This window comes from Sphingopyxis terrae subsp. terrae NBRC 15098, assembly GCF_001610975.1.
GTDB classification, from domain to species: domain Bacteria; phylum Pseudomonadota; class Alphaproteobacteria; order Sphingomonadales; family Sphingomonadaceae; genus Sphingopyxis; species Sphingopyxis terrae_A.
Genome location: NZ_CP013342.1, coordinates 3,591,902 through 3,614,204, shown reverse-complemented (window position 1 = coordinate 3,614,204; position 22,303 = coordinate 3,591,902). Strand labels below are relative to the sequence as shown.

Genomic DNA, 22,303 nt, shown 5'->3' with positions numbered 1-22,303 from the left:
ATAAGGATAGGGGCATGGCGGCGAAGACACTCAATCTCGGGGAATTTCTGCCCTATCGGCTGTCGATTGCGTCGAACGCGGTATCGAGCCGGATTGCCGCCGAATATCAGAGCCGCTTCGGCCTGAAGATCCCCGAATGGCGACTGATGGCGGTGCTCGGCGAAGGGCGACCGCTGACCCAGCGCGAACTGGTCGCCGCGACGCGGATGGACAAGGTGACGGTCAATCGCGCCGCCAAGGCGCTGGCCGACCGCCAGCTTATCGCGCGCCAGGCGCACGAGGCCGACGGACGCTCGCACCATCTGGAACTGACCGCGGAGGGCCGCTCGCTCTATGACGCGATCGTGCCCGCTGCGCTCGCCAGCGAGGCGAAGCTGGAGGCGGCGCTGGACGCGGGCGAGCGCGCCGCGCTGATGGCGATCCTCGCCAAGCTGACGAGCGCCGCGGAAGATTATGGCGGATAGGCTTTATCGTGCCCCCGAAGCCGGCGCGCTGCGTATCGAGCCGCTTGGCGACCTGACCGCGATCTTCGACCGGCGATCGATGCAGACGCACCTTGTCGTCGCGCCCATGCCCGAAATAATTGCCGCAATGGGCGATACGCCCTGCGATGCGGGCGCGCTGGCGGAGCGGCTTGCCGCCATGTTCGACCTGGGGGACGCGGGCGGCGCCGATATCGCGGCGGCCTTGCGCGAGCGGCTCGCCGAGCTTGCGGCGCTGGGGCTGGTGGCGCCGGCGTGAGGCACAGCACGCGCATCGCGGTAGGGCCGGTCCAGTTTCGCATCGGCAGCGACTGGCGCGCGCCGATCGAGGCGCTCGACCGCCTTTATGCGGGCTATCCCAAGGACAGGGCGCGCCCCGCCGATGCGACGGTGCGGCTGTTCGCCGCGCGCCCGTGGCGCCGCTGGCTGCGCCCGTCGGTGCATATCGGCGGCGATTTTATCGTTCCTGACGCTCTGCCGCTGCCGCTGTCGATGGGCTTGCTGGCCGCCGAAATGGGGATGAATTTGCAGGTCGCGCTCGGCTGGCGGCGGCACATGTTGCTCCACGCGAGCGCAGTGGTGCGCGCCGGGCGAGCGGTGATCCTGTCGGGCGAATCGGGGTCGGGGAAATCGACGCTCGCGGCGCTGCTCGGCGAGGGCGCGTGGCGGCTGATGGGCGACGAATTCACGCTGATCGAACCCGCAAGCGGCGATGCGCTGGGCTTTCCGCGCGCCGTAAGCCTGAAGAATGCGGCGATCGCCGAAATGGCGGTGCGCGTCGACCCCGCACGGCTCGGCCCGCTGCTTGCCGGAACGCCGAAGGGCGATATCCGCCATCTGATCCCGCGCGCCGATGCGATCGCAGCGATGCACGAACCGGCCCGGCCCGCGCTGATCCTGTTTCCGCGCTTCGGCGGCACGGCGGCGATCGAGCCGATGGCGCCGGGCGAGGTGTTCGTCCGCCTGACCGAAGCATCGACGAACTATGTCGCGCTCGGCGAGGCGGGCTTTGCCGCACTGGCGCGGCTGGTCCGCGAGACCCCCGCTTTCGGCATCAGCTATCCCGACAGCGCGGCCGGCATGGCGCTGGTCGAGCAATTATGGACGGAGGCAGCGCGATGAGCGCGGTGCGCACGCTGATCGATCTGCTCGCGGGGCGGCGCGATGCGGACGGCCTAGCGCCGCGCGACTGGGACGGAGTGATCGGCGCCGCGCGCGCCGAGGCGCTGCTCGCGACGCTCGCCCACCGGCTTGCGGATGCGGCGCTGCCGCCGCCCGTCGCGGCGCTGCTTGCCGACCAGCGCGCCGCCGCCGCGGTCGCGCGGGCGCAGGCGCTGTGGGAGGCCGAGATGACGCGCCGCGCGCTCGCGCCCGAAGGGATCGCGTTCGTGCTGCTGAAGGGCACCGCATATGCGGCGGCGGGCCTGTCTTGCGCCGAGGGGCGCCAGATCGGCGACCTCGACATTTTGGTCGGCTGGCACGACATCGGCCGCGCCGAAAACGAGTTGATCGAGGCCGGCTGGGAATGGGTGAAGCCCGATCCCTATGACGACGCCTATTACCGCGAGCATATGCACGAGTTGCCGCCCTTGATCCACTCGGGCCGAGACCGGATGATCGACGTCCACCACACGATATTGCCGCGCACGCACCGGGTGACGCCCGATGCGCTGGCGATGATCGGCGATGCAGTCTTGGTCGATGGCGGTTTTGCCGTGCTGTGTCCGAGCGACATGGCGTGCCACTGCGCCGCGCATCTGCTCGCCGACGGCGACTTGCAGGGCGGCCTGCGCAATCTGTGGGATTTCCATTGCCTGACGCGCGACTTCGCGGCCGCCGATGCGGATTTCTGGGCTAAGCTCGAAGCGCGCGCCGCGCTTCATGGACTGCGCGCGCCGGTGCAGCGCGCCGCCCGGCTGGCGCGCGATCTTTATGGTGCGGCGCTGCCGCCCGGCTGGGACCGGCGCGAGCCGGGCGATGGCTGGTTCGTCCGCCGCCTGCTCGCGCGCGACGATTGGGGGCGACCCACGAATTTCGCGTTGCAACAGGCTTTCTACATCCGCTCGCACTGGCTGCGCATGTCGCCGGTGCTGCTGGCGAAGCACCTTTGGACGAAGTGGCGGAAGAGCTAGAGTCCCGCTAGCAGCGGCAGAAGCTCGTCATAATGGCCGATCAGATGGTCGGCGCCCAAGGCTTCGGCGGGGCGATCGAGAAAGCCGAAACGCACCGCGACGCTGGGCACCCCGGCGGCGCGCGCCGCCATGACGTCATAGATTGAATCTCCGACGAAGGCGGTTCGCCCGCCGCCGCTCCGCTCGATCATCGCGATGATGGGGTCGGGCGCGGGCTTGCGGACGCTGAGCGTGTCGCCGCCGACGATCGCAGCCATGCGATCCGCCAGTTCCAGTTCGCCGAGCAGCTTGCGCGCCATATGTTCGGCCTTGTTGGTCGCCACCGCGCAGCGCACCCCGCGCGCCTCGAGCGCGTCGAGCGCCGCGATCAGACCGGGGTAGGGGCGGCTCTCGATCGCGATATGCGCTTCGTAATAGGCAAGAAGTTCGCCGAGCAAGCGATCGAAATCCTCCGCCGGAACGCCGCCGGTCGCGATCAGCCCCTGTTCGAGCATGTGACGCGCGCCGAGCCCGATCATCGGCCGCACCATTGTTTCGGCAAGCGGCGCGCGGTCTATCCGCGCCAGCGCATGGTTCACCGCGGCGGTCAGGTCGCCCGCGGTGTCGATCAACGTGCCGTCGAGATCGAAGCCGACGATGCGGAAGGGAAAGTCGCTCATGCCGGTCCGCATGGCCGCTCGCTCTGGAAACCGCAATGATTTGCTGGCATGGCACGCGGCATGAGCAATTCCATCGCCGCCGTCATCCTTGCCGCGGGCAAGGGCACCCGCATGAAGTCCGATCTCCACAAAGTGCTGCACCCCATTGCCGGGCGGCCGATGCTGATGCATCTGATGGCCGCGGTCGACGCGCTGGCGCCCGCGAAGAAGGTCGTCGTCGTCGGCGACAAGGCCGACCAGATCGAGGCGGCACTCGCGGGCAGCGCGGCGCTGGCGGTGCAGGAGCCGCAGCTCGGCACGGGGCACGCGGTGCAGCAGGCGCAAGGTGCGCTTGCGGGCTTCGCCGGCGATGTGTTGATCCTTTATGGCGATGTGCCTTTTGTGCCCAGCGCGACAATGCAGGCAATGGTCGACCGTCTGAACGCTGCCGATGCGCCCGCAGTCGTCGTCCTCGCGTTCGAGCCTGATGATGCGCTGCAATATGGCCGCGTGATCACCGATGGCGATCGCGTCGTGAAAATGGTCGAGCACAAGGACGCGAGCGAGGCCGAACGCGCGGTACGCCTCTGCAATTCGGGACTGATGGCGGCAAAGGCGGCCGATCTATTCGCGCTGCTCGCACGCGTAACCGACGACAACGCGGCGAAGGAATATTATCTCGTCGATATCGTGAATATCGCCAATGCCGACGGTCGGCACTGCGCCGTGGTCAGGACAGACGCTGCCGACGTCGCGGGGATCAACAGCCGCGCCGAACTCGCCGCTGCCGAGGCGCAGTGGCAGGCGTTCAAGCGCGAGGAGGCGATGGCGGGCGGCGCGTCACTGCGTGCGCCCGAAACCGTCTGGTTCAGCTGGGACACCGAAATCGGCCGCGACGTGACGGTCGAGCCCAATATCGTCTTCGGCCCCGGCGTCCGCGTCGCCGACGGCGCGACGATCCGCGCCTTCAGCCATATCGAGGGCGCGAGTATCGGCGCGGGGTGCGAGGTCGGCCCCTATGCCCGGCTGCGCCCCGGCGCGGTGCTGGAAGACAAGGCGAAGGTCGGCAATTTCGTCGAGGTGAAAAAGGCGGTGCTCGGCAGGGGCGCGAAGGCGAACCACCTCAGCTATATCGGCGATGCGACGGTGGGGGCGGGCGCTAACATCGGCGCGGGCACAATCACCTGCAATTACGACGGCTATTTCAAATATCAGACGGTGATCGGCGAACGCGCCTTCATCGGGTCGAACAGCGCGCTGGTCGCGCCGGTGAAGATCGGCGCCGACGCGATCGTCGCGGCGGGCAGCACCGTGACGCGCGACGTGATGGATGGCGAGCTGCGCATTGTCCGCGCCGAACAGTCGGTAAAGCCCGGCTGGGCCGACCGCTTCCACGACGCGATGCGCAAGAAGAAGGCGGCGGAGAAAAAGGCATGAGCGACCGTTACGAAGACAAGCCCTTCCTGCGTTATGTCGACGCCTGGGTGCTCGACGCGATCGGGCATCTCGACGAGCCGACGCGCAGCTATTGTGCGGCGATGGAACCGACGCTGCGCCACAGCCTGGGCCTTGCCGGAAGCTGGCAGGAGATGGTTGCGCAGCAGATGAAATTCGCGCCCGACCTTGCGGCGCAGATCCGCAAGATTTGGGACGACGGCCGCGTCAAATTCGCTGCCGCGCACGGCCGCCCTGCCGATCCGGTGCAATTTGCAATGACCTTCGTCGACCGCAATTTCGGGCGCGCGTGAGGATTGACATGATATCATGATATGATATCAGTATATCAATGACGCGGATACTTGCCGACCTGCCCGATGAGGACATCAAGTGGCTCGACCAGCTTGCGACCGAGCAGGGCAAGTCGCGCGCGTCGATTCTCCGCGATGTCGTGGCCACCTATAAGGCGCAATCGCACGATGCCGGTTCGAAGCATTGGCTCGATCAGGCCTTCGGCGCATGGAATGATCGGGATGACATCGGCGACGCCGTTGAATGGCAGCGTCGCGAGCGGGCATCCTGGACTCGTCCGTGGGACGATGATTATGAGGAAGTGAAGGCTGAATTCCCCGATTTGTTCGACGAGGATGATGGCCGGGAGCGTCAGCGTTACCTTGAAATGAAGGCGCCCCGAAAGTCGGGCAAGAAGCCTTCGCGCAAGCAGAAGAAAAAGTGAGCGGCTACTCATTCGACAGCAACATCCTGATCGATGCGCTGACCGGGGACCGGATTGCGCATGCGGAAATTGCGCGCGTCGACCGTCCCTGGATCAGCCGCATCACATGGATCGAGGTGTTGTCGAAAGAGCCCGGCGGCACGCTCAAGATCATCGAAAATTTTCTGGGCGGCTTTTCGATCGATGAAGTCGATACGCGCATCGCGGCACATGCGGCTGCTTTGCGCAGGGAGCGTCCGCGCCTGAAGCTTGCCGATGCCATGATCCTGGCGTCGGCGCAGGTTAATCATCGCATCCTCGTGACCCGAAATGTCAAGGATTTCCCGGCAAATATGCCGGGTATTCGCGTCCCTCAAATTCGCTAAGCAGAAAGAATCCCCATGTGCGGAATTATCGGAATTATCGGCCAGGCCCAAGTGGCGGATCGCCTCGTCGACGGGCTGAGGCGCATGGAATATCGCGGTTATGACTCGGCGGGGGTGTGCACGGTCGAGGATGGCCAGCTGATCCGCCGCCGCGCCGAGGGGAAGCTTAATAATCTCGTCAAGGAACTGGCGGGCCATCCGGCGCCCGGCACCGTCGGGATCGCGCACACGCGCTGGGCGACCCACGGCGCCCCGACGACGAGCAATGCGCACCCGCACGCGACGCAGGAAGTCGCGCTCGTCCACAACGGGATCATCGAGAATTTCAAGCCGCTGCGCGAGGCGCTGCAGGCGCGCGGCCGGGTGTTCGAAAGCGAAACCGACACCGAAGTCGTCGCGCACCTCGTTTCGGAACAGGTCGAGGCGGGCAAGTCGCCGCAGGAGGCAGTGCAGGCGGTGCTGCCGCAGCTTCGCGGCGCCTTCGCGCTCGCGATCGCGTTTCGCCAGCATCCCGACCTGCTGATCGGCGCGCGCCTCGGCTCGCCCCTTGTCGTCGGCTATGGCGAAGGCGAGACCTATCTCGGTTCGGACGCGCTCGCACTCGCGCCGCTCACGCAGAAGATTTCCTACCTCGAAGAGGGCGACTGGGTCGTCATCACGAAGGGCGGCGCGCAGATCCACGACGCCGACAACAATCCGGTGACGCGCGAGATCACGACGTCGGGCGTCACCGCCGCGGCAGTCGAAAAAGGCAATTACCGCCACTTCATGCAGAAGGAGATTTTCGAGCAGCCGACCGTCGTCGCGCAGACGCTCTCCTCCTACATCCGCCCGCTCGAACAGACGGTGGCGCTGCCGCAGATGGATTTCGACCTGTCGGCGATCGACCGCATCACCATCGTCGCGTGCGGCACCAGCTATTATGCCGGCATGGTCGCCAAATATTGGTTCGAGACCTTTGCCCGGGTTCCGGTCGACATCGATGTCGCGAGCGAGTTCCGCTACCGCGATCCGGTGCTGCAACCGGGCGGGCTCGCGCTCTTCATCTCGCAGTCGGGCGAGACCGCCGACACGCTCGCCGCGCTGCGCCACTGCAAGGCCAACGGCCAGACGATCGCGGTGGTCGTCAACGTGCCGACGAGCAGCATGGCGCGCGAGGCCGACCTGCTTCTCCCGACGCACGCCGGGCCGGAAATCGGCGTCGCGTCGACCAAGGCCTTCACCTGTCAGCTCGCGGTGCTCGCGGCGCTCGCCGCGCACCTCGCGCTCAAGAAGGGCAAGCTCAGCGAGGCTGACGAGCGCGAGATCGTGAAGCATCTGATCGAAGCGCCCGCCGCATTGAATGCGGCGCTCGCGCATGACGAGGAAATCGCAGCGATGGCGCATCTGATCGCCCCGGCGCGCGACGTCCTCTATCTGGGGCGCGGCCCCGACTATCCGCTGGCGCTCGAAGGGGCGCTGAAGCTCAAGGAAATCAGCTATATTCACGCCGAAGGCTATGCGTCGGGTGAGATGAAGCACGGACCGATCGCACTGATCGACGAGGCGGTTCCGGTGATCGTCCTCGCGCCCAGCGGGCCGCTCTTCGAAAAGACCGTCAGCAATATGCAGGAAGTGATGGCGCGCGGCGGGAAGGTCGTACTGATTTCGGATGCGGAAGGCCTCGCCGAAGCCGGCGACGGCTGCATGGCAACGATCGAGATGCCCAAGGTCCACCCGCTGATCGCGCCCTTGGTCTATGCGGTGCCGGTACAACTGCTGGCCTATCACGTGGCGGTGGCGAAGGGGACCGACGTCGACCAGCCGCGCAATCTGGCGAAATCGGTGACGGTGGAGTGACCTGGAACACGACCTGCCATTGCGGCGCCGTCTCGGTGCGTCTTGCCAAGGCGCCCGAAGAGGTGGCCGAGTGCAATTGCTCGCTCTGCCTTTCGCACGGCATCCTCTGGGCCTATTATTCGCCGAAGGACGTCGCGATCGAGGGCGAAACGCGGACCTATAATCGCGCCGACCGGGTGAACCCCAATTCGGATCTGCATTTCTGTACGACCTGCGGCTGTTCGACGCATTGGTCGGCGACCGCAGGGCTGATCGAGCGGATGGGCGGCGCGGTCGATCTGATGGGGGTCAACATGCGGCTGTTCGCGCCCGACCGGCTCAGCGGGTTGAAGCTCGTCTATCCCGACGGGCGCGGCTGGTCCGGCGAGGGGGCGTGGGGCTATGCGCGCGATGCCGCGGTGATGCCTTGAGGCCGGTGGTTCACTCCGCCGCGTTCGCTTGCGCCAGGATCGACGCCGCAATGTCGTCGATCTTGCCGGCGACCAGAAGCGGCGCACCGCCGACCATACCGACCTGCGTCTGGCCATTTTCATAGTCGCGAAGCCAGGCGACATTTTCGGCAACGAGGAGATAGTCGCCGCCGCGCGATTTCAGGGTAATGAATTTCATGACTGTGTCTCCTGACCCCGGCCGCTCTGTCGGTGAAGTATGAAGATAATGAGTTTCGCGTAATGCCCACCGCCATCATTTTCGATTTCGACGGCGTCATCGCCGACAGCGAGGTGCGCGCCAACACGACGCTTGCCGAAAGCCTGACCGCGATCGGCCTGCCGACGAGCTATGACGAGTGTCTGCGCGACTATTACGGCCATAATTGGCAGGAGACGCAGCGGCGGATCGAGGTGCGGCTCGGCGGGCCGCTGCCACCTGATTTTCGCGAGCAGCACCGGGCGCGGGCGCGCGAGCGCTTTGCCGAGGGCTTTGCGCCGGTGCCGGGCGCGCCCGAGTTTCTGGCGACGCTGGGCGACCGGCCGCGCGCGATCGCCTCGTCGAGCAGCCCTGCCTATATCGCCATGTCGCTCGACCGCTTCGGGCTTGCGCATCATTTCGGCCGGCACGTCTACAGCGCCGACGGCTGGGATCGCGGCAAGCCGCATCCCGACATCTATCTGGCGGCGGCGAAGGGTATCGGCGCCGATCCCGCCGCCTGTCTGGCGATCGAGGATTCGCCGACGGGCGCGCAGGCGGCGCTTGCCGCGGGGATGACAGTCGTTGGCTTTTGCGGCGCCGGGCATATCGTCGATCGCGGCGCGCATGGCGCGATGCTGCGCGCCGTTGGCGTCCACCATGTTGCGGAGGACTTCGCCACGCTGCACCGCCTGCCGATTGCAGCCACCGCATAAATTGCTGTCCTGCAAGGGAAAGGCCGGTTAGGCTGCGGGTAACCCGGCGATCCGTCCGCGCGAACCCTGATCGCGCGTGACGAGCGGCGGTTTCCTGCCGTTTCTCACGGCCCACCCCACCCGAGGAGAGATGCGATGTGCGATGAATTTACCGAAGCCGACCTTGACCGTGCCGGTCTGCCCGTGCGGCGCCGCGACTTCGGCGCGCTGATGGGCGTCGGGGCGGTGGCGGCAATGCTGCCCGCCGCGGCCTGTGCGGCTGGGACGATCAAGGGACGCGACGTCACGATCACGACCGACGACGGCACCGTCGACGCCTATTTCGTCGCGCCCGGCGAGGGCAAGCATCCCGGTGTGCTGATGTGGCCCGACATTCGCGGGCTGCGCCCCGCCTTTCGCCAGATGGCTGACCGGCTTGCCGGGGCGGGCTATTCCGTGCTGTGCGTCAACCCCTTCTATCGCTGGGCGAAGGCGCCGGTGGTTTATGCAAGACATGATTTCGACGATCCCGGCGTGCGCGAGACGCTGTTCGGCTATCTCAAGCAACTGAACCGCGCGCTCGTGCAGACCGACGCCAAGGCGCATCTCGCCTTCCTCGATGCGCAGGCGGAGGTCGATACGGCGAGAGGGGTCGGCACCGCGGGCTATTGCATGGGCGGGCCGATGGTCATCTATACCGCGGCGCTGAACCCGGCGCGCGTCAAGGCGGCGGCGAGCTTTCACGGCGCATCGGTCGCGACCGACAAGCCCGAGAGCCCGCATCTGTTGATCCCCGCGAGCGACGCCGGGTATCTCTTTGCGATCGCCGATAATGACGATGCGAAGGACCCTGAAGAAAAGACCCGGCTGAACGCGGTCCTATTGCCGCGCAAGCAGTGGCACGAGGTCGAGGTCTATAAGGGCGCGATGCACGGCTGGTGCCCGCCCGACGGCCGGGCCTATGACGAGGCGGCAGCCGAAAAGGCGTGGGGGCGGATGCTCGAGCTGTTCAAGGCGGCGCTCTGACGCCGCCGATGATGCGATGAGGGTTCATTTCATTCGGTCGGGCGAGCGGCGTTACGCGATGCGGATCGATCGCGCGTCGGCGCCGGCCCTGGTGATGGATCCCGCGCCGGGTTTCGATCCCGACTTGCCGCACGACATGGTGCATTTTGTCGCCGAAGCGCTTCTCGGGTTGAAAGGCGGCGTGTTCGGCCAGATTGCGGCGGGCGGGGATGCCGGGTCCTTTCATATCGGCGCCCCGGAAGGCGCCGATGCCAGGACCCATTGCCGCGCGGCGCGCAAACAGGCAGCGAAGGGTGCAGCGCTGATGAAGGGGCAGGGGCGCGAAGGCGAACTGTCCGAGCTCGCCGCTTTCCTGTTCGACATCGGTTGGCGCAGCCGGACCCGTTCGGACAGCGCGTCGCAGCGCGCGGCGGTGGACGAGGCTGCGCGCGTGCGCACAACGCTCAGCAGCGACGAGCGCGCGCGGATCGACGCTGTCCAAGTCGACGTGTTTGCTGCCTTCGATACGGTGTCGAAGGCATGGCGGGGCTTACGGTGTGGGGAGGCGCTCGTCCTCGAATGGCCGACGCTTCGCCGTGTCGATCACCCCATCGGGTAGAGTATGTCCTTGCCGACGCGGTCGAGCGTCTTCATCAGCGCGGCGTCGAGCACCAGCTCCTTTGCGGCGAGGATCGGTTCGAGCTGGTCGTAGCCGCTGACGCCGACGATGGTCGAGGCGACGAAGTCATGCTGCTTCGACCAGGCGGTCGCCATCGTCACCGGGTCGATGCCGGCCTCGGCGGCGATTGCGAGATAGCGTTCGGTGGCGGCGAGCGACTTGTCGTTGACGAAGCGTCGGCCCATTGCGGCCTGCCGCCCCTCCATCGCCAGATAGCGGGAGAAGCGCGCGCCTTCGGGCGTCGCGCCGCCCTGATACTTGCCCGACAGGACGCCGCCGGCGAGCGGCGAATAGGGGATCAGGCTGACGCCCTCCTGGCGGCAGACCTGCGCCAGCTCGTCCTCGAAGCGGCGGTTGTTGAGGCTGAAATTATTCTGGATCGTGTGATAACGGGCGACCCCCAGCTTTTCCGACGCCGCGAGCGATTTCATGAGGCCCCAGCTCGTCTCGTTCGAGCAGCCGAGGATGCGCACCTTGCCTTCGCGGACCAGCTCGTCGAGCGCGTCCATGATCTCGTCATAGGGCGCGTCATGGTCGGGCCAGTGCGTCTGGTAGAGGTCGACATAGTCGGTCTGCAGCCGCGTTAGGCTTGCTTCGATCGCGGTGCGGATGTTGTGGCGGTCGAGCGCGGTCATGCCGCCGCGGCACGGCGATTTGAACCAGACATGGCTCGGTCCCGAGACCTTGGTCGCGAGGATGATCGCGTCGCGGTTCTTGGTCTTGAGCCAGCGACCGACGATCTCTTCGGTGCGGCCGACCCATTTGATGTCCGGCGGTACCGGATAGCCTTCGGCGGTGTCGTAGAAATTGATCCCCTCGTCGAAGCAGCGGTCGAGGATGCGCAGCGCCTCGGCCTCATCGGTCTGGCTGCCGAAAGTCATCGTGCCCATGCAGATGTCGGTGACGTGGATGGCGCTCTGGCCCAGGCGGCGCGTTTTCATGGGGCGGATCTCCGGTCTCGAGAGGGGTAGCTGGCCCGTGCATAGGTTGCGGATCGCAACCTTGCAATCAGATCAGCAACGCGAGCGATCCGACGAGCAGCGCCGCCATCGTCCAGTTGAAGGCGCGCAGCCGTGCGGGCGATGACAGCCAGCCGCGCAGCGAAACGCCCATCACCGCCCACAGGCTGGTCGAGGGCAGGTTGATGACGCCGAAGATCGCGGCGACGAGCAGGACCGCGGCGATATTGCGATCGGGCGCATAGAGCGCGATCGCGGTCAGCGCCATCGACCAGGCCTTGGGATTGACCCACTGGAACAGCACCGCTTGCCCGAAGCTCATCGGTCTGCCGCGCGGGCTGTCGCCGCCGCTCGGCGCGCCGGCGTTGGCGATCTTCCACGCCAGCCACAGCAGATAGGCGACGCTCACGATCTTGAGGATGAGGTTCAGCACCGGAAACAGGTCGAACAGGCCCATCAGCCCGACGCCGACGAGGACGATCATGAGCGTGAAGCCGAACCCCACGCCGAGCGCATGCGGCGCGGTGCGGCGCAGTCCGAAATTGGCGCCCGACGCCATCAGCATCATGTTGTTCGGCCCCGGCGTGATCGACGAGACGAGGGCAAAGGCGGCAAGCGCGGCGAAGGTGGTCTGTTGCATGCCGCGCAACATAAGGGCGAAACTGTCCCGGCGGGTTGCAAATTTGGGCGTCAATGTGTTAAGTTTTGCAACTTATGGCTGGACTGGATCAGATTGATCGCAAGATATTGCGCGAACTTGCGAGCGAGGGGCGAATCTCCAACATCGAGCTCGCCGACCGCGTCGGGCTGTCGCCCTCGGCGTGTCTGCGCCGCGTGCAGGAACTCGAGCGCAGCGGGGTCATCAAGGGCTATCGCGCGGTGGTCGATTCGGCGAAGCTGGGGCTGACCTTTCTGGCCTATGTGACCGTCGGCCTGTCGTCGCACACGAAGAAGTCGCAGAGCGATTTCGAAGCGGCGATGGCGCTCGCACCCGAAGTGCGCGAATGCCACAATATTACCGGGACGATCGAATATCTGCTCCGCGTCGAGACGCAGGATCTGGCGGCGTACAAGCATTTCCATACCGAAGTGCTCGGCGTGCTGCCGCAGGTCCATTCGATCACCACCTATGTGCTGATGGATTCGCCGAAGGACGAGCGGGCTTGATCGAGGGTAACGCCTTGAACCTCATCGTCCGCCACCGCATATCGGTTTCATGCTGAAACTGTCCTTCCTCGATCTCGTCCCCGTCACCGACACGGGCACGATCGCCCAGTCGCTCGCCAATGCCGCCGATCTTGCCCGCCATGCCGAAGCGCTCGGCTATGCGCGTTACTGGGTGGCCGAGCATCACGGGATGGCGGGGATCGCGAGTGCGGCGACGTCGGTGGTGCTCGCGCATATCGGGCAGGCGACGTCGACCATCCGGATCGGCGCCGGCGGAATCATGCTGCCCAATCATGCGCCGATGGTGATCGCCGAACAATTCGGCACGCTGGAGGCGCTGTTTCCCGGCCGCATCGACCTGGGCCTTGGCCGCGCGCCGGGATCGGACGGCCGCGTCGCGCAGGCGCTGCGCCGCAATCTTGCGAGCGACGAGCGCCAGTTTCCGCAGGATGTCGTCGAATTGCAGGCCTTCCTTGCCGGGGACGACCGGCTGGGTATCCGCGCGGTGCCGGGCGAGGGGACGAATGTGCCGCTGTGGATCCTGGGGTCGAGCCTGTTCGGCGCGCAGCTCGCGGCGATGCTCGGGCTGCCCTATGCCTTTGCCAGTCATTTCGCGCCCGACGCGCTCGACGAGGCGCTCGACATCTATCGCCGCCAGTTCCGGCCCTCGGAGCAGCTGGCCGAGCCCTACGCCGCCGCCGCGTTCAACGTCTTCGCCGCCGACACGCGCGAGGAGGCCGAATTGCTCGCCTCGTCGCAGCAGCAGGCGTTCGTCGCACTTCGCACCGGCAATCCGGGCAAGATGAAGCCGCCGCTGGCGGGTTACAAGGACAGCCTTCCGCCCAATGCGCGCGCGATCCTCGACCATGTGCTGCAATGTTCGGCGGTCGGCACGGTCGACGACATCGCCGCGGGCCTAGAGAGTTTTGCCGCGCGCACCGGCGCCGACGAGGTGATCGTCGCGTCGTCGATGTACGACCATGCCGCCCGCAAGCGCTCGCTCGCCATCGCGATCGAGGCGGCGAAGCGCCTCTGATCAGGCGGGCGGATCGCTCGGTTCGGGACGGAAGCTCAGGCTGGCGAGGCGCCACGCCGCGTCGTCGCCCATCAGGTCGGCGGCGGTCGGCACGTCGGCGGGCGAGGGGCAATCGACCTCGGCATCGATATAGCGGCCGGTTTCGCGCAGCCGCACGCTGACATCGCCATAGCGGGACTTGAGCGCCGCGATCAGATCCTCGGCATCGTCTGACAGTTCGTTCGAGGCCAGTTTGCGCGGCGTCCCGTCGAGCAGTTCGGCGACCGCCTGATCGAGCGCGCCGATCGCGTCCTTGACGATCGACAGCGCGATGAACAGCGCTGCCGTCGCATCGGCCCACCACCAGCCGAGACCGATGCCGACGATGCCCGCGATGCCCGCCAGCCCGGTCTGCCAATCGGCCTTTTGCATCAGCGCGTCGGTGTGCAGCACCTTGTCCTTGATGCGTTCGGCAACGGGCTGCTTGATCCGGCCGAGGATGATCGGCGGGACGATCGAATAGACCAGCGCCGCGATCATCAGCCAGCCGAGCCAGACCGTGTGGCCGAAGAGGGTGACGCCGCCGACGGTGGGATGCTCGCGGCGGATGAGCGTGGTGATGCTTTCATAGGACAGGAAGGCACCGACCGAGAGCAGCGCGGTTGCCGCGATCAGAAAGGCCAGGCTGTTGCCCCGCCGATATCCGAAGGGAAAGCGCCGGTTCGGATCGCGGCGTTCCCATCGCGCCGCGAGCAGGAAGACGATCGCGGGCACCAGGCTCAGAAAATCTTCGATCACCGCCGATTTCATCGCCTGGCTGGCGCCCATCGTCAGCCACATCAGCACGATCACGCTGCTCATCCAGAACAGCGTCCACCATTCGAGCCGTTCGCCGCGCCGGACGTCGGCGGCGATGACGGGATCAATACCGCCGTGGACGGTCATCGCCGCGCCTCTGCGACCATGCGGTCGGTAGCGAGGACGAGGGCATTTTCTCCGTTGCGGCGCGCGATGCGCAGGACGGGCGTGTCGGCATCGTCGGGCTCGCCATGCGTCAGCGGCTTCGACAGCGCGATTTCGGTCTTCCACGGCGAGGCCTTGGCGAAATGGCCGACCACCGCATCGACATCGCCTTCTTCAAGCATGTGGAGGGCGTGCTCGCCATGCGCCTCGACGCGCGCGAGGGTTGCGCCATGCGCCGCAGCGTAGCGACCGAGCAGGTCGAGCGCGGGCGCGGCGTCGGGTGTCGCGGGAAGGACGATGACGCGCATCGTGCCGGTGCGGGAAATGCGTTCGCTGGTGCCGCCGACATCGCGCGGCATGCCGTCGCATGCGGCGAGTAGCAGGGGCAGCAACAGGAGCGCGGGCATCTTTCGCATCATTGGGCGAACGCGGATCAAAGGGCTTGGTTGCATCGAACAGGACAGGGTCAGGCGCCGTGTTGACGCGCCTCTGGCGGCGGCGGTATAGGGGCGGCCCGTGCAAGGGCGGCCCGCTTTGGGGTCGCCTTTTTACTTTAGGCTTTTTGGAAAGGTGCCCGATATGTCGATCACGCCGCTGATGCCCGTTTACCCCCGGTGCGGTGTGCGTCCGGTGCGAGGCGAGGGCGCCTATCTGATCGGCGAGCGCGGCGAGCGTTATCTCGATTTCGCGAGCGGCATCGCGGTCAACCTCCTCGGTCACGGCCATCCGCATCTGACGAAGGCGATCCAGGATCAGGCGGCGACGCTGATGCATGTGTCGAACCTTTACGGCAGCCCGCAGGGCGAAGCCTTTGCGCAGCGGCTGGTCGACAATACGTTCGCCGATACGGTGTTCTTCACCAATTCGGGCGCCGAGGCGGTCGAATGTGCGATCAAGACCGCGCGCGCCTATCATTCAAGCGCGGGCAATGCGCACAAGCACACGCTCATCACCTTCAACAATGCGTTTCATGGGCGCACGCTCGGCACGATTTCGGCGACCAATCAGGAAAAGCTGCGCAAGGGCTTCGACCCGTTGCTTCCGGGCTTTGCCTATGCGCCCTTCGACGATCTCAACGCCGCGCTCGATCTGGTCGACGACAGCACGGCGGGCTTCCTGCTCGAACCCGTGCAGGGCGAAGGCGGTATCCGCCCGGCGTCGCAACCCTTCCTGCAGGGGCTGCGCGACATCTGCAACGAACGCGACCTGATGCTGGTGTTCGACGAGGTCCAGTGCGGCGTCGCGCGCACCGGATCGCTCTATGCCCATGAACAGTTCGGCGTCGCGCCCGACATCATGGCGACCGCAAAGGGCATCGGCGGCGGCTTCCCGCTCGGCGCCTGCCTTGCCACCGAAAAGGCGGCGCGCGGCATGGTCATCGGCACGCACGGATCGACCTATGGCGGCAATCCGCTGGCGATGGCGGCGGGGCAGGCGGTGTTCGACGTCATCCTGGAGGATGGCTTCATGGATCAGGTCAAGGCGACGGGCGAGCGGCTGCGCGGCGCGCTCGAACAGCTTATCCCTAATCACGATCATCTGTTCGAAAGCATCCGCGGCATGGGCCTGATGCTCGGCATCAAGATGAAGTCCGACAGCCGTGCCTTCGTCGCGCATCTGCGCGACAACCACGGGCTGCTGACGGTCGCGGCGGGCGACAATGTCGTGCGCATACTGCCGCCGCTGAACATCGAACAGGGTCATATCGACGAATGTATCGAGAAACTCTCGGCGGGGGCGGCGAGCTACACGCCGCCGGAAGCATGAGCGCACCCGCGCTGCGGCATTTCCTGAACCTGTCCGACGCGGGCGGGGATGCCATCGCGGCGATGCTCGCCGACGCGATCGACCGCAAGACGGCGCGCGCAGCCTGGCCCAAGGGCCGGGTCGATGCCGACGCGCCGCTTGCGGGCCATGTGCTGGCGATGATCTTCGAGAAGAATTCGACCCGCACGCGCGCGTCGTTCGACATGGCGATCCGCCAGCTCGGCGGCAGCGCGATGGTGATGGAAGCGGGGTCGATGCAGATCGGCCGCGGCGAAACCATCGCCGATACGGCGCGCGTCCTGTCGCGCTATGTCGATGCGATCATGATCCGCACCGATGATCATGCGAAGATCGAGGAGCTGGCCGAACATGCCAGCGTCCCCGTGATCAACGGGCTGACCGACCTGTCGCACCCGTGCCAGATCGTTGCCGACCTGCTGACGATCGTCGAGGGCGGCAAGGCCTTGCCCGGCCTTGAGCTCGCGTGGCTTGGCGATGGCAATAATGTGCTCGCCTCGCTGATCGAGGCGGCGGGGCTGTTCGGCTTCAATGTTCGCGCCGGGGTGCCGCAAGGCTACGACCCCGACATGCGCTTCGTCGAGGCGGCCCGCGCACAGGGCGCGCGCATCGACATCCTGCGCGACGCGGCCGAGGCGGTCGCGGGCGCCGATATCGTCGTCACCGATACCTGGGTGTCGATGGGGCAGGACCATGCCCACAACAAACTGGCCGCAATGGCGCCCTATCAGGTCGATGAGCGATTGATGGGCAAGGCGAAGGGCGATGCGCTCTTCCTCCACTGCCTGCCCGCGCATCGCGGCGAAGAGGTGGTCGATGCGGTGATCGACGGCGCGCAGTCGCGCGTGTGGGACGAGGCGGAAAACCGCGTCCATGCACAGAAATCGGTTCTTTTGTGGGCGTTGGGGAAATTGTGAGCGAGACGCGCGAAACCTGGTTCGACGAACCCCTGATCTTCACCATCGCCGAGCGGCATGTCCGCGGCCGCTTCGTGCGGCTGGGGCCGGTGCTCAACCGCATCATGGCGGCGCACAGCTATCCGCCGGTGATGGAAAAGCTGCTCGCCGAGGCGCTAGTGCTGACCGTGCTGCTCGGTTCGACGCTCAAGGACGATGAAAGCCAGATGACGCTGCAGGCGCAGACCGGCGGCGGTCCCGTCGATCTGCTCGTCTGCGATTATCGCGCTGGCGAGCTGCGTGGCTATCTGAAGTTCGATGTCGAACGACTGGCCGAGGTCGGCCCCGATCCGACGCTGTTCGGTCTGTTCGGCGAGGGTTTTCTGGCGATCACCTTCGATCAGGCGGTGAGCGGCGAGCGCTGGCAGGGGATCGTCCCGCTCGAAGGATCGTCGATCGCCGATGCCGCCGAACATTATTTCGAGCAGTCCGAGCAGATACCGAGCCTCGTCCGCCTTTGCGCGCGGCACGACGCTGAGCTCGGCTGTGTCGCCGGCGGGCTGCTGCTGCAGCATCTGCCTGACGGCGAGGTCGGGCGCGACCGGATCGAAGCGCGCGCCGATCATCCCGAATGGGACCATGCGCGCACGATTGCGGCGACGCTGAAGGACGAGGAACTGACCGACGCCGCGGCCTCGCTCGAGACGTTGGCGTGGCGGCTGTTCCACGAAGAGGAAGTGCGCGTCGAACCCGGCGTGGCGGTGTCGCGCGGCTGCCGCTGCAACATCGACCATTATGCGCGGGTGCTGGCACAGTTTCCCGAAGCCGAACGGCAGGAAATGGCCGACGAAGAGGGGATCATCCAGGTCGATTGCGCCTTTTGTTCGCGGTTGTTCCCCGTCCCGCTCGCCGAGATCGCGACCCGCCACTGACGCACGGGCCGTCGATGAAGCGAGGCATGCGTGCGCTGAATGGTTGAAATATGCGGGTTTGATGATTAGGTGATGCGCGGCGTCGTTGCCGTTCCACACGGAACGGCCGGTGGACAAGGTGAAAATGACGATCTTCTCTCCCATGTTTCGCATATCGGCGATGGCGCTTGCCCTGACCGGAGCGGCGAGCGCGGTGCCTGCGCAGGCGCCGACGCTGGCCATGCTCGACCGGCTGGAAAAGGGCAGTTGGCAGCTGCGCGAGCGCGGCACGGATGCGGTACTCCAGACCGTATGTCTGGGTGACGCGCGCCGCCTGATCCAGGTCTATCATCCGCGCGCGACCTGCTCGCGCTATGTGATCGAGGATACGCCGACATCGGTGACGGTGCATTACACCTGCCCCGGCGCCGGGCATGGCCGCACCACGATCCGCAGCGAAACGAACCGCCTCGTTCAGATCGACACGCAGGGGATCGCCGACGGCAAGCCCTTCTCGCAGGCGATCGAGGCGCGCCGCGCCGGCGGCTGCTGAAACAAACCTTTTGTTAACCATCCTTCGCTAGAAGGGGGATTGCGACACGCCGATGTGTGTCCTTCTCCCTAACGGCATTCATGCCGCACTGGGCCGCTCGTCGAACGACGCGCGGCCCATTTTCTTTGGTGCGCCGCACAAATCGCGGTCTTGCGCGAAGCGCGGCGCGGGCGTATCGCGCCGCGATGCAGGATCTTTCCGGAAAAACGGTGATCGTCCTTCTGTCGGGCGGTCTGGACTCGATGGTTTGCGCAGGACTGGCGCGCGAGGCGGGGGCACGGATCGTTGCACTGACCGTCGATTACAACCAGCGGCACCGCGTCGAGCTGGACTCGGCGGCGCGGATTGCGACGGCGGTGGGCGCGGCCGAGCATATCGTGCTGCCGCTCGATCTGCGGCGCTTCGGCGGGTCGGCGCTGACCGCCGACATCGATGTGCCCAAGGACGGCGTGTGCGAGGATATTCCCGTCACCTATGTTCCCGCGCGCAACCTGATCTTCCTGTCGCTGACGCTCGGCCTCGCCGAAGCGCGGCGGTCGCAGGACATCTTCATCGGCGTCAACGCGCTCGACTATTCAGGCTATCCCGATTGCCGCCCCGAATTCATCGCGGGCTTCCAGCATCTCGCGCAGCTCGCGACGCGCGACGGCGACAAGGGGGTCGATTTTGTGATCCATGCGCCGCTGCAGCATATGACCAAGGCCGACATCGCGGCCGAGGCGGCGCGGCTCGGCATGGATGCGGGGATGAGCTGGTCCTGTTACGACCCGACGCCCGAGGGACTGCATTGCGGCCTGTGTGACAGCTGCCGCCTGCGCCGCAAGGGCTTCGCCGACGCCGGGCTCGCCGACCCGACGCGCTACGCAGTCGAGGCCTGACCCATGACCTATGCGGTCAAGGAAATATTCCTGACGCTGCAGGGCGAGGGGGCGCAGGCCGGACGGCGCGCGGTCTTCTGCCGCTTTGCGGGTTGCAACCTGTGGACGGGGCGCGAGCAGGACCGCGCCAGGGCGATCTGCAAATTCTGCGACACCGATTTCGTCGGCACCGACGGGACGCTGGGCGGCAAATATGCCGATGCTGCGGCGCTGGCGGAGCGGATTGGCGAAACATGGGGGGCGGCGCAAGGGGACCGCTATGTCGTGCTCACCGGCGGCGAGCCGATGTTGCAGGTCGACGATGCGCTGATCGAGGCGCTGCATGGCGAGGGCTTCACCGTCGCGATCGAAAGCAACGGTACGCTGCCGGTGCCGCGGCTGATCGACTGGATCTGTATCAGTCCCAAGGCAGGCAGCGAACTGGTCCAGACGAGCGGCGACGAACTCAAGCTGGTGTGGCCGCAGCCGGGAAGCGATGTCGAACGGCTCGCAGAACTCGATTTTGCGCATCGGCTGATCCAGCCGCTCGACGATGCCAATGCCGCGGACAATGTCCGGAACTGTATCGATCTGGTGATGCGCGATCCGCGCTGGCGCCTGTCGCTCCAGACGCACAAGACGCTGGGGCTGCGCTGAGCGAAGAGGCTCGCGACCGCCCTACTGGCTGTCGACCTGGGCCTTCTTTGCCGCCGGAGCGGGAACGGCGTCGGGATTGTCGCTCTGATCCGCGGGCGCTGCATCGCTGCTGCTGCTGTCGGCGCTTTCGTCGTCGGCCTTGCTGTCGGGCTTTTTCATATTGTCGCTCGGTACGCTTGTGTCGACCGCGGTGCCGTCGCTCGCCGCATTGTCGAGGACGATCATCGAGTCGCTGATCGCGCCGGGTTCGACCTCGACCGCGTCGAGCTTGGTCGTGGTCTTGCTGCCTTCGCTGCCTCCGCAGGCGGCGAGCGACAGGGTGAGGAGCGAGGTGAGGATGATCCGCGTCATGTGCCGGTCCTAATCGCTGGCCGCGAGCTTGTCGAGAAAGGCCGGAAGGGCGTCGGCGAGCGCGGCGTCGACTGCGGCGAAATCAGCGGGGCGACCAAGCTCCGCCAGGCTCGTCACCGGAAATTCGGCGATGCCGCATGGTACGATGCCGCCGAAATGCGTCATGTCGGGCGCGACGTTGAGCGAAAAGCCGTGGAGCGTCACCCAGCGCCGGACGCGGACGCCGATCGCGCCGATCTTGGCCTCGCGGCCGTCGCGGTCATCGGTCCAGATGCCGATCCGCCCCTCGGCGCGGCGCGCTTCGACGCCGAGCCGCGCGAGCGCGTCGATCACCCAGCCTTCGAGCGCATGGACATAGGCGCGCACGTCGCGCCCGCGCTGCGCGAGGTCGAGCTGAACATAGCCGACGCGCTGGCCGGGGCCATGATAAGTGTAGCGCCCGCCGCGGCCCGCGTCATAGACCGGAAAGCGCGGGTCGAGCAGCTCAGCGGGGTCGGCGCTGGTCCCGGCGGTATAGAGCGGCGGATGTTCGAGCAGCCAGATGCGCTCGCCCGCCGTGCCTGCATGGATCGCGGCGGCGCGCGCCTCCATATCGACAAGCGCGGCGGGATAATCGACAAGGCCGGGCGAAACGGTCCATTCGGGAGGCGGGAGCGCGGACATCGCGCGGCTTCTGCCCCGCGCGGGCGCGAAGCGCAAGGGGGCGGCAACCGCACCGAACGGGGCTGGACTTTGGCCGCGAAGCCAGTCAGGTTCAGCGCCAATCCGAAGCGATAAATGACGGGGTATCAATGGCAAAATTCGATATGGGCGCGGCGTGGGACGATGCCATTCAGCTTCTGAAGGCGCACCGCCCGCTCACCGGCACCATCGCGGCGGTTTTCCTGTTCCTGCCGGCGCTTGCGGTGGCCTGGTTCGGCCCGGCGCCGATCGAGCCGCCCGCCGAAGCGACGATCGACCAGCTGACCGCAGCAATGCGGCAGAATATCCTTCAGATGCTGCCGTATCAGATCGGCGTTGCGCTGTTCACCATGTTCGGGACAGTGGCGATCATGCGGCTGTGGCTGTCGCGGTCGAGCACCAGCGTCGGCGAGGCGCTGGGCTTTGCCGCCTCGATGCTGCTCACCATCGTGGCGGTGCAGATATTGACCGGCCTGATGCTGGGCGTCGGCTTTCTGCTGCTCGTCATTCCGGGGCTTTATCTGATCGGGCGGCTCGCTTTCGTCGCGCCGCTGGTCGCCGACCGCGCGATCCGCAATCCGGTCGAGGTGATCGCGACGAGCTGGCAGATGACGCGCGGCAATGGCTGGCGCATTTTCCTCTTCCTGTTTCTCGTCACGCTGGTCGTCATCATCGCCGCCTCGCTGGTGGGCGGGCTCGTCGGCATGATCGGCGGCGCGGGCAGCGTCGGCAAGATGCTCGGCGGGTTGGTCGAAGCGGGCTTCGGGCTCGTCGCGACGATGATCTCGATCGCGATTTCGGCGGCCGCCTATCGGCAGCTGGCGACAACCCAGGCGGGAGATATTTTCGCCTGACCATGTCCAACAGGGGAGA

At 66.3% G+C, this 22,303-nt stretch carries 30 protein-coding genes; 22 read left to right on the top strand and 8 right to left on the bottom strand.

Going from position 1 to position 22,303, the window contains the following annotated elements:
* The first annotated feature begins 14 nt into the window (after positions 1 to 14).
* Genes AOA14_RS17215 through AOA14_RS17200 form a run of 4 tightly spaced genes read left to right on the top strand, consistent with a single transcriptional unit; the run spans position 15 to position 2,614 of the window.
* A complete protein-coding gene (locus AOA14_RS17215) occupies positions 15 to 464 on the top strand; it encodes a MarR family winged helix-turn-helix transcriptional regulator (RefSeq protein ID WP_062902685.1) in 450 nt (149 codons plus the stop codon).
* On the top strand, positions 454 to 741 hold the full coding sequence (locus tag AOA14_RS17210; RefSeq protein WP_062902684.1) for an HPr-rel-A system PqqD family peptide chaperone: 288 nt from the start codon (positions 454 to 456) through the stop codon (positions 739 to 741). Before AOA14_RS17215 ends, AOA14_RS17210 begins: the two co-directional genes overlap by 11 nt.
* Positions 738 to 1,604: an HprK-related kinase A gene (locus AOA14_RS17205; protein WP_062902683.1), complete on the top strand. Its 867-nt coding sequence runs from the start codon at positions 738 to 740 to the stop codon at positions 1,602 to 1,604. Before AOA14_RS17210 ends, AOA14_RS17205 begins: the two co-directional genes overlap by 4 nt.
* Positions 1,601 to 2,614: a nucleotidyltransferase domain-containing protein gene (locus tag AOA14_RS17200; protein ID WP_062903242.1), complete on the top strand. Its 1,014-nt coding sequence runs from the start codon at positions 1,601 to 1,603 to the stop codon at positions 2,612 to 2,614. Before AOA14_RS17205 ends, AOA14_RS17200 begins: the two co-directional genes overlap by 4 nt.
* Here the strand turns inward: AOA14_RS17200 and AOA14_RS17195 are convergent.
* On the bottom strand, positions 2,611 to 3,273 hold the full coding sequence (locus tag AOA14_RS17195) for an HAD-IA family hydrolase (RefSeq protein ID WP_082820068.1): 663 nt from the start codon (positions 3,271 to 3,273) through the stop codon (positions 2,611 to 2,613). The two genes, AOA14_RS17200 and AOA14_RS17195, sit on opposite strands and share 4 nt — an antisense overlap.
* 48 nt (positions 3,274 to 3,321) lie before the next feature.
* Between AOA14_RS17195 and glmU the strand changes: the two genes are divergently transcribed.
* The 6 genes from glmU to AOA14_RS17165 are packed head-to-tail and all read left to right on the top strand — an operon-like array spanning position 3,322 to position 8,039.
* Entirely contained in the window at positions 3,322 to 4,689 is a 1,368-nt protein-coding gene (glmU, locus tag AOA14_RS17190) for a bifunctional UDP-N-acetylglucosamine diphosphorylase/glucosamine-1-phosphate N-acetyltransferase GlmU (protein WP_062902681.1), read from the top strand.
* Entirely contained in the window at positions 4,686 to 5,000 is a 315-nt protein-coding gene (locus AOA14_RS17185; RefSeq protein WP_062902680.1) for a hypothetical protein, read from the top strand. Before glmU ends, AOA14_RS17185 begins: the two co-directional genes overlap by 4 nt.
* 38 nt (positions 5,001 to 5,038) lie before the next feature.
* Positions 5,039 to 5,425 (top strand): ribbon-helix-helix protein, CopG family, encoded by a 387-nt coding sequence (locus tag AOA14_RS17180; RefSeq protein ID WP_062902679.1) that lies wholly within the window; start codon positions 5,039 to 5,041, stop codon positions 5,423 to 5,425.
* Positions 5,422 to 5,790: a type II toxin-antitoxin system VapC family toxin gene (locus AOA14_RS17175; RefSeq protein WP_062902678.1), complete on the top strand. Its 369-nt coding sequence runs from the start codon at positions 5,422 to 5,424 to the stop codon at positions 5,788 to 5,790. Before AOA14_RS17180 ends, AOA14_RS17175 begins: the two co-directional genes overlap by 4 nt.
* A gap of 15 nt (positions 5,791 to 5,805) precedes the next feature.
* Positions 5,806 to 7,629, top strand: coding sequence for a glutamine--fructose-6-phosphate transaminase (isomerizing) (glmS, locus tag AOA14_RS17170; protein ID WP_062902677.1), 1,824 nt, complete (start codon positions 5,806 to 5,808; stop codon positions 7,627 to 7,629).
* On the top strand, positions 7,626 to 8,039 hold the full coding sequence (locus tag AOA14_RS17165; RefSeq protein ID WP_062902676.1) for a GFA family protein: 414 nt from the start codon (positions 7,626 to 7,628) through the stop codon (positions 8,037 to 8,039). Before glmS ends, AOA14_RS17165 begins: the two co-directional genes overlap by 4 nt.
* Before the next feature lie 10 nt (positions 8,040 to 8,049).
* On the opposite strand, the gene AOA14_RS17160 is transcribed toward AOA14_RS17165, so the two are convergent.
* Complete coding sequence (locus AOA14_RS17160; protein ID WP_058811798.1) at positions 8,050 to 8,238, bottom strand: hypothetical protein; 189 nt, start codon at positions 8,236 to 8,238, stop codon at positions 8,050 to 8,052.
* A gap of 62 nt (positions 8,239 to 8,300) precedes the next feature.
* Here AOA14_RS17160 and AOA14_RS17155 point away from each other — a divergent pair, with 62 nt between their 5' ends.
* The 3 genes from AOA14_RS17155 (at position 8,301) to AOA14_RS17145 (ending at position 10,575) form a co-directional block, all read left to right on the top strand.
* Entirely contained in the window at positions 8,301 to 8,972 is a 672-nt protein-coding gene (locus AOA14_RS17155; RefSeq protein WP_062902675.1) for an HAD family hydrolase, read from the top strand.
* A gap of 135 nt (positions 8,973 to 9,107) precedes the next feature.
* Entirely contained in the window at positions 9,108 to 9,977 is an 870-nt protein-coding gene (locus AOA14_RS17150; RefSeq protein WP_062902674.1) for a dienelactone hydrolase family protein, read from the top strand.
* A gap of 16 nt (positions 9,978 to 9,993) precedes the next feature.
* Positions 9,994 to 10,575, top strand: a complete 582-nt coding sequence (locus tag AOA14_RS17145; protein ID WP_202988316.1) for a hypothetical protein — start codon at positions 9,994 to 9,996, stop codon at positions 10,573 to 10,575.
* Here AOA14_RS17145 and AOA14_RS17140 read toward each other — a convergent pair.
* The gene (locus tag AOA14_RS17140; protein ID WP_062902672.1) at positions 10,560 to 11,576 is read right to left on the bottom strand and encodes an aldo/keto reductase; all 1,017 of its coding nucleotides are present in this window, start codon (positions 11,574 to 11,576) and stop codon (positions 10,560 to 10,562) included. The genes AOA14_RS17145 and AOA14_RS17140 overlap by 16 nt on opposite strands.
* 67 nt (positions 11,577 to 11,643) lie before the next feature.
* A complete protein-coding gene (locus tag AOA14_RS17135; protein ID WP_062903241.1) occupies positions 11,644 to 12,234 on the bottom strand; it encodes a LysE family translocator in 591 nt (196 codons plus the stop codon).
* A 74-nt stretch (positions 12,235 to 12,308) separates the two neighbouring features.
* Here AOA14_RS17135 and AOA14_RS17130 point away from each other — a divergent pair, with 74 nt between their 5' ends.
* Positions 12,309 to 12,761, top strand: a complete 453-nt coding sequence (locus AOA14_RS17130; RefSeq protein WP_062902671.1) for an Lrp/AsnC family transcriptional regulator — start codon at positions 12,309 to 12,311, stop codon at positions 12,759 to 12,761.
* Positions 12,762 to 12,810: 49 nt separating this feature from the next.
* Positions 12,811 to 13,797 carry an LLM class flavin-dependent oxidoreductase gene (locus AOA14_RS17125; protein ID WP_062902670.1) on the top strand — a complete coding sequence of 329 codons (987 nt, stop codon included), beginning with the start codon at positions 12,811 to 12,813 and terminating at the stop codon, positions 13,795 to 13,797.
* Here the strand turns inward: AOA14_RS17125 and AOA14_RS17120 are convergent, their stop codons facing one another.
* Together AOA14_RS17120 and AOA14_RS17115 are read right to left on the bottom strand one after the other, a co-directional pair.
* Positions 13,798 to 14,721, bottom strand: a complete 924-nt coding sequence (locus tag AOA14_RS17120; RefSeq protein WP_062902669.1) for a cation diffusion facilitator family transporter — start codon at positions 14,719 to 14,721, stop codon at positions 13,798 to 13,800.
* Entirely contained in the window at positions 14,718 to 15,146 is a 429-nt protein-coding gene (locus AOA14_RS17115; RefSeq protein ID WP_202988315.1) for a hypothetical protein, read from the bottom strand. The genes AOA14_RS17120 and AOA14_RS17115 overlap by 4 nt, the downstream gene beginning before the upstream one ends.
* 172 nt (positions 15,147 to 15,318) lie before the next feature.
* On the opposite strand from AOA14_RS17115, the gene AOA14_RS17110 reads away from it, so the two are divergent.
* From AOA14_RS17110 to queE, 6 genes are all read left to right on the top strand, one after another.
* Positions 15,319 to 16,506 carry an aspartate aminotransferase family protein gene (locus tag AOA14_RS17110; protein ID WP_062902667.1) on the top strand — a complete coding sequence of 396 codons (1,188 nt, stop codon included), beginning with the start codon at positions 15,319 to 15,321 and terminating at the stop codon, positions 16,504 to 16,506.
* The gene (gene argF / locus AOA14_RS17105; protein WP_062902666.1) at positions 16,503 to 17,441 is read left to right on the top strand and encodes an ornithine carbamoyltransferase; all 939 of its coding nucleotides are present in this window, start codon (positions 16,503 to 16,505) and stop codon (positions 17,439 to 17,441) included. Before AOA14_RS17110 ends, argF begins: the two co-directional genes overlap by 4 nt.
* Complete coding sequence (hslO, locus tag AOA14_RS17100) at positions 17,438 to 18,352, top strand: Hsp33 family molecular chaperone HslO (RefSeq protein ID WP_062902665.1); 915 nt, start codon at positions 17,438 to 17,440, stop codon at positions 18,350 to 18,352. The genes argF and hslO overlap by 4 nt, the downstream gene beginning before the upstream one ends.
* A 109-nt stretch (positions 18,353 to 18,461) precedes the next feature.
* Complete coding sequence (locus AOA14_RS17095) at positions 18,462 to 18,884, top strand: hypothetical protein (RefSeq protein ID WP_082820066.1); 423 nt, start codon at positions 18,462 to 18,464, stop codon at positions 18,882 to 18,884.
* Between the two features lie 185 nt (positions 18,885 to 19,069).
* On the top strand, positions 19,070 to 19,762 hold the full coding sequence (gene queC / locus AOA14_RS17090) for a 7-cyano-7-deazaguanine synthase QueC (RefSeq protein ID WP_062903239.1): 693 nt from the start codon (positions 19,070 to 19,072) through the stop codon (positions 19,760 to 19,762).
* 3 nt (positions 19,763 to 19,765) lie between these two features.
* Entirely contained in the window at positions 19,766 to 20,398 is a 633-nt protein-coding gene (gene queE / locus AOA14_RS17085) for a 7-carboxy-7-deazaguanine synthase (protein ID WP_062902664.1), read from the top strand.
* A 21-nt stretch (positions 20,399 to 20,419) separates the two neighbouring features.
* Here queE and AOA14_RS17080 read toward each other — a convergent pair whose 3' ends face one another.
* Positions 20,420 to 20,749 (bottom strand): hypothetical protein, encoded by a 330-nt coding sequence (locus tag AOA14_RS17080; protein ID WP_062902663.1) that lies wholly within the window; start codon positions 20,747 to 20,749, stop codon positions 20,420 to 20,422.
* Between the two features lie 9 nt (positions 20,750 to 20,758).
* Positions 20,759 to 21,412, bottom strand: coding sequence for a lipoyl(octanoyl) transferase LipB (gene lipB / locus AOA14_RS17075; RefSeq protein WP_062903238.1), 654 nt, complete (start codon positions 21,410 to 21,412; stop codon positions 20,759 to 20,761).
* 128 nt (positions 21,413 to 21,540) lie between these two features.
* Here lipB and AOA14_RS17070 point away from each other — a divergent pair, with 128 nt between their 5' ends.
* Complete coding sequence (locus tag AOA14_RS17070; RefSeq protein WP_062902662.1) at positions 21,541 to 22,284, top strand: glycerophosphoryl diester phosphodiesterase membrane domain-containing protein; 744 nt, start codon at positions 21,541 to 21,543, stop codon at positions 22,282 to 22,284.
* Positions 22,285 to 22,303: the final 19 nt, after the last annotated feature.

Bases quoted from the DNA above. Each gene is read 5' to 3' on its own strand.
- AOA14_RS17215 (WP_062902685.1), top strand. From the start codon at position 15: ATGGCGGCGAAGACACTCAATCTCGGGGAATTTCTGCCCTATCGGCTG.
- AOA14_RS17210 (WP_062902684.1), top strand. From the start codon at position 454: ATGGCGGATAGGCTTTATCGTGCCCCCGAAGCCGGCGCGCTGCGTATC.
- AOA14_RS17200 (WP_062903242.1), top strand. From the start codon at position 1,601: ATGAGCGCGGTGCGCACGCTGATCGATCTGCTCGCGGGGCGGCGCGAT.
- AOA14_RS17195 (WP_082820068.1), bottom strand. From the start codon at position 3,273: ATGAGCGACTTTCCCTTCCGCATCGTCGGCTTCGATCTCGACGGCACG.
- glmU (WP_062902681.1), top strand. From the start codon at position 3,322: ATGGCACGCGGCATGAGCAATTCCATCGCCGCCGTCATCCTTGCCGCG.
- AOA14_RS17185 (WP_062902680.1), top strand. From the start codon at position 4,686: ATGAGCGACCGTTACGAAGACAAGCCCTTCCTGCGTTATGTCGACGCC.
- AOA14_RS17180 (WP_062902679.1), top strand. From the start codon at position 5,039: ATGACGCGGATACTTGCCGACCTGCCCGATGAGGACATCAAGTGGCTC.
- glmS (WP_062902677.1), top strand. From the start codon at position 5,806: ATGTGCGGAATTATCGGAATTATCGGCCAGGCCCAAGTGGCGGATCGC.
- AOA14_RS17160 (WP_058811798.1), bottom strand. From the start codon at position 8,238: ATGAAATTCATTACCCTGAAATCGCGCGGCGGCGACTATCTCCTCGTT.
- AOA14_RS17155 (WP_062902675.1), top strand. From the start codon at position 8,301: ATGCCCACCGCCATCATTTTCGATTTCGACGGCGTCATCGCCGACAGC.
- AOA14_RS17150 (WP_062902674.1), top strand. From the start codon at position 9,108: ATGTGCGATGAATTTACCGAAGCCGACCTTGACCGTGCCGGTCTGCCC.
- AOA14_RS17145 (WP_202988316.1), top strand. From the start codon at position 9,994: ATGAGGGTTCATTTCATTCGGTCGGGCGAGCGGCGTTACGCGATGCGG.
- AOA14_RS17140 (WP_062902672.1), bottom strand. From the start codon at position 11,576: ATGAAAACGCGCCGCCTGGGCCAGAGCGCCATCCACGTCACCGACATC.
- AOA14_RS17135 (WP_062903241.1), bottom strand. From the start codon at position 12,234: ATGCAACAGACCACCTTCGCCGCGCTTGCCGCCTTTGCCCTCGTCTCG.
- AOA14_RS17130 (WP_062902671.1), top strand. From the start codon at position 12,309: ATGGCTGGACTGGATCAGATTGATCGCAAGATATTGCGCGAACTTGCG.
- AOA14_RS17125 (WP_062902670.1), top strand. From the start codon at position 12,811: ATGCTGAAACTGTCCTTCCTCGATCTCGTCCCCGTCACCGACACGGGC.
- AOA14_RS17120 (WP_062902669.1), bottom strand. From the start codon at position 14,721: ATGACCGTCCACGGCGGTATTGATCCCGTCATCGCCGCCGACGTCCGG.
- AOA14_RS17115 (WP_202988315.1), bottom strand. From the start codon at position 15,146: ATGCCCGCGCTCCTGTTGCTGCCCCTGCTACTCGCCGCATGCGACGGC.
- AOA14_RS17110 (WP_062902667.1), top strand. From the start codon at position 15,319: ATGTCGATCACGCCGCTGATGCCCGTTTACCCCCGGTGCGGTGTGCGT.
- argF (WP_062902666.1), top strand. From the start codon at position 16,503: ATGAGCGCACCCGCGCTGCGGCATTTCCTGAACCTGTCCGACGCGGGC.
- queC (WP_062903239.1), top strand. From the start codon at position 19,070: ATGCAGGATCTTTCCGGAAAAACGGTGATCGTCCTTCTGTCGGGCGGT.
- queE (WP_062902664.1), top strand. From the start codon at position 19,766: ATGACCTATGCGGTCAAGGAAATATTCCTGACGCTGCAGGGCGAGGGG.
- AOA14_RS17080 (WP_062902663.1), bottom strand. From the start codon at position 20,749: ATGACGCGGATCATCCTCACCTCGCTCCTCACCCTGTCGCTCGCCGCC.
- lipB (WP_062903238.1), bottom strand. From the start codon at position 21,412: ATGTCCGCGCTCCCGCCTCCCGAATGGACCGTTTCGCCCGGCCTTGTC.
- AOA14_RS17070 (WP_062902662.1), top strand. From the start codon at position 21,541: ATGGCAAAATTCGATATGGGCGCGGCGTGGGACGATGCCATTCAGCTT.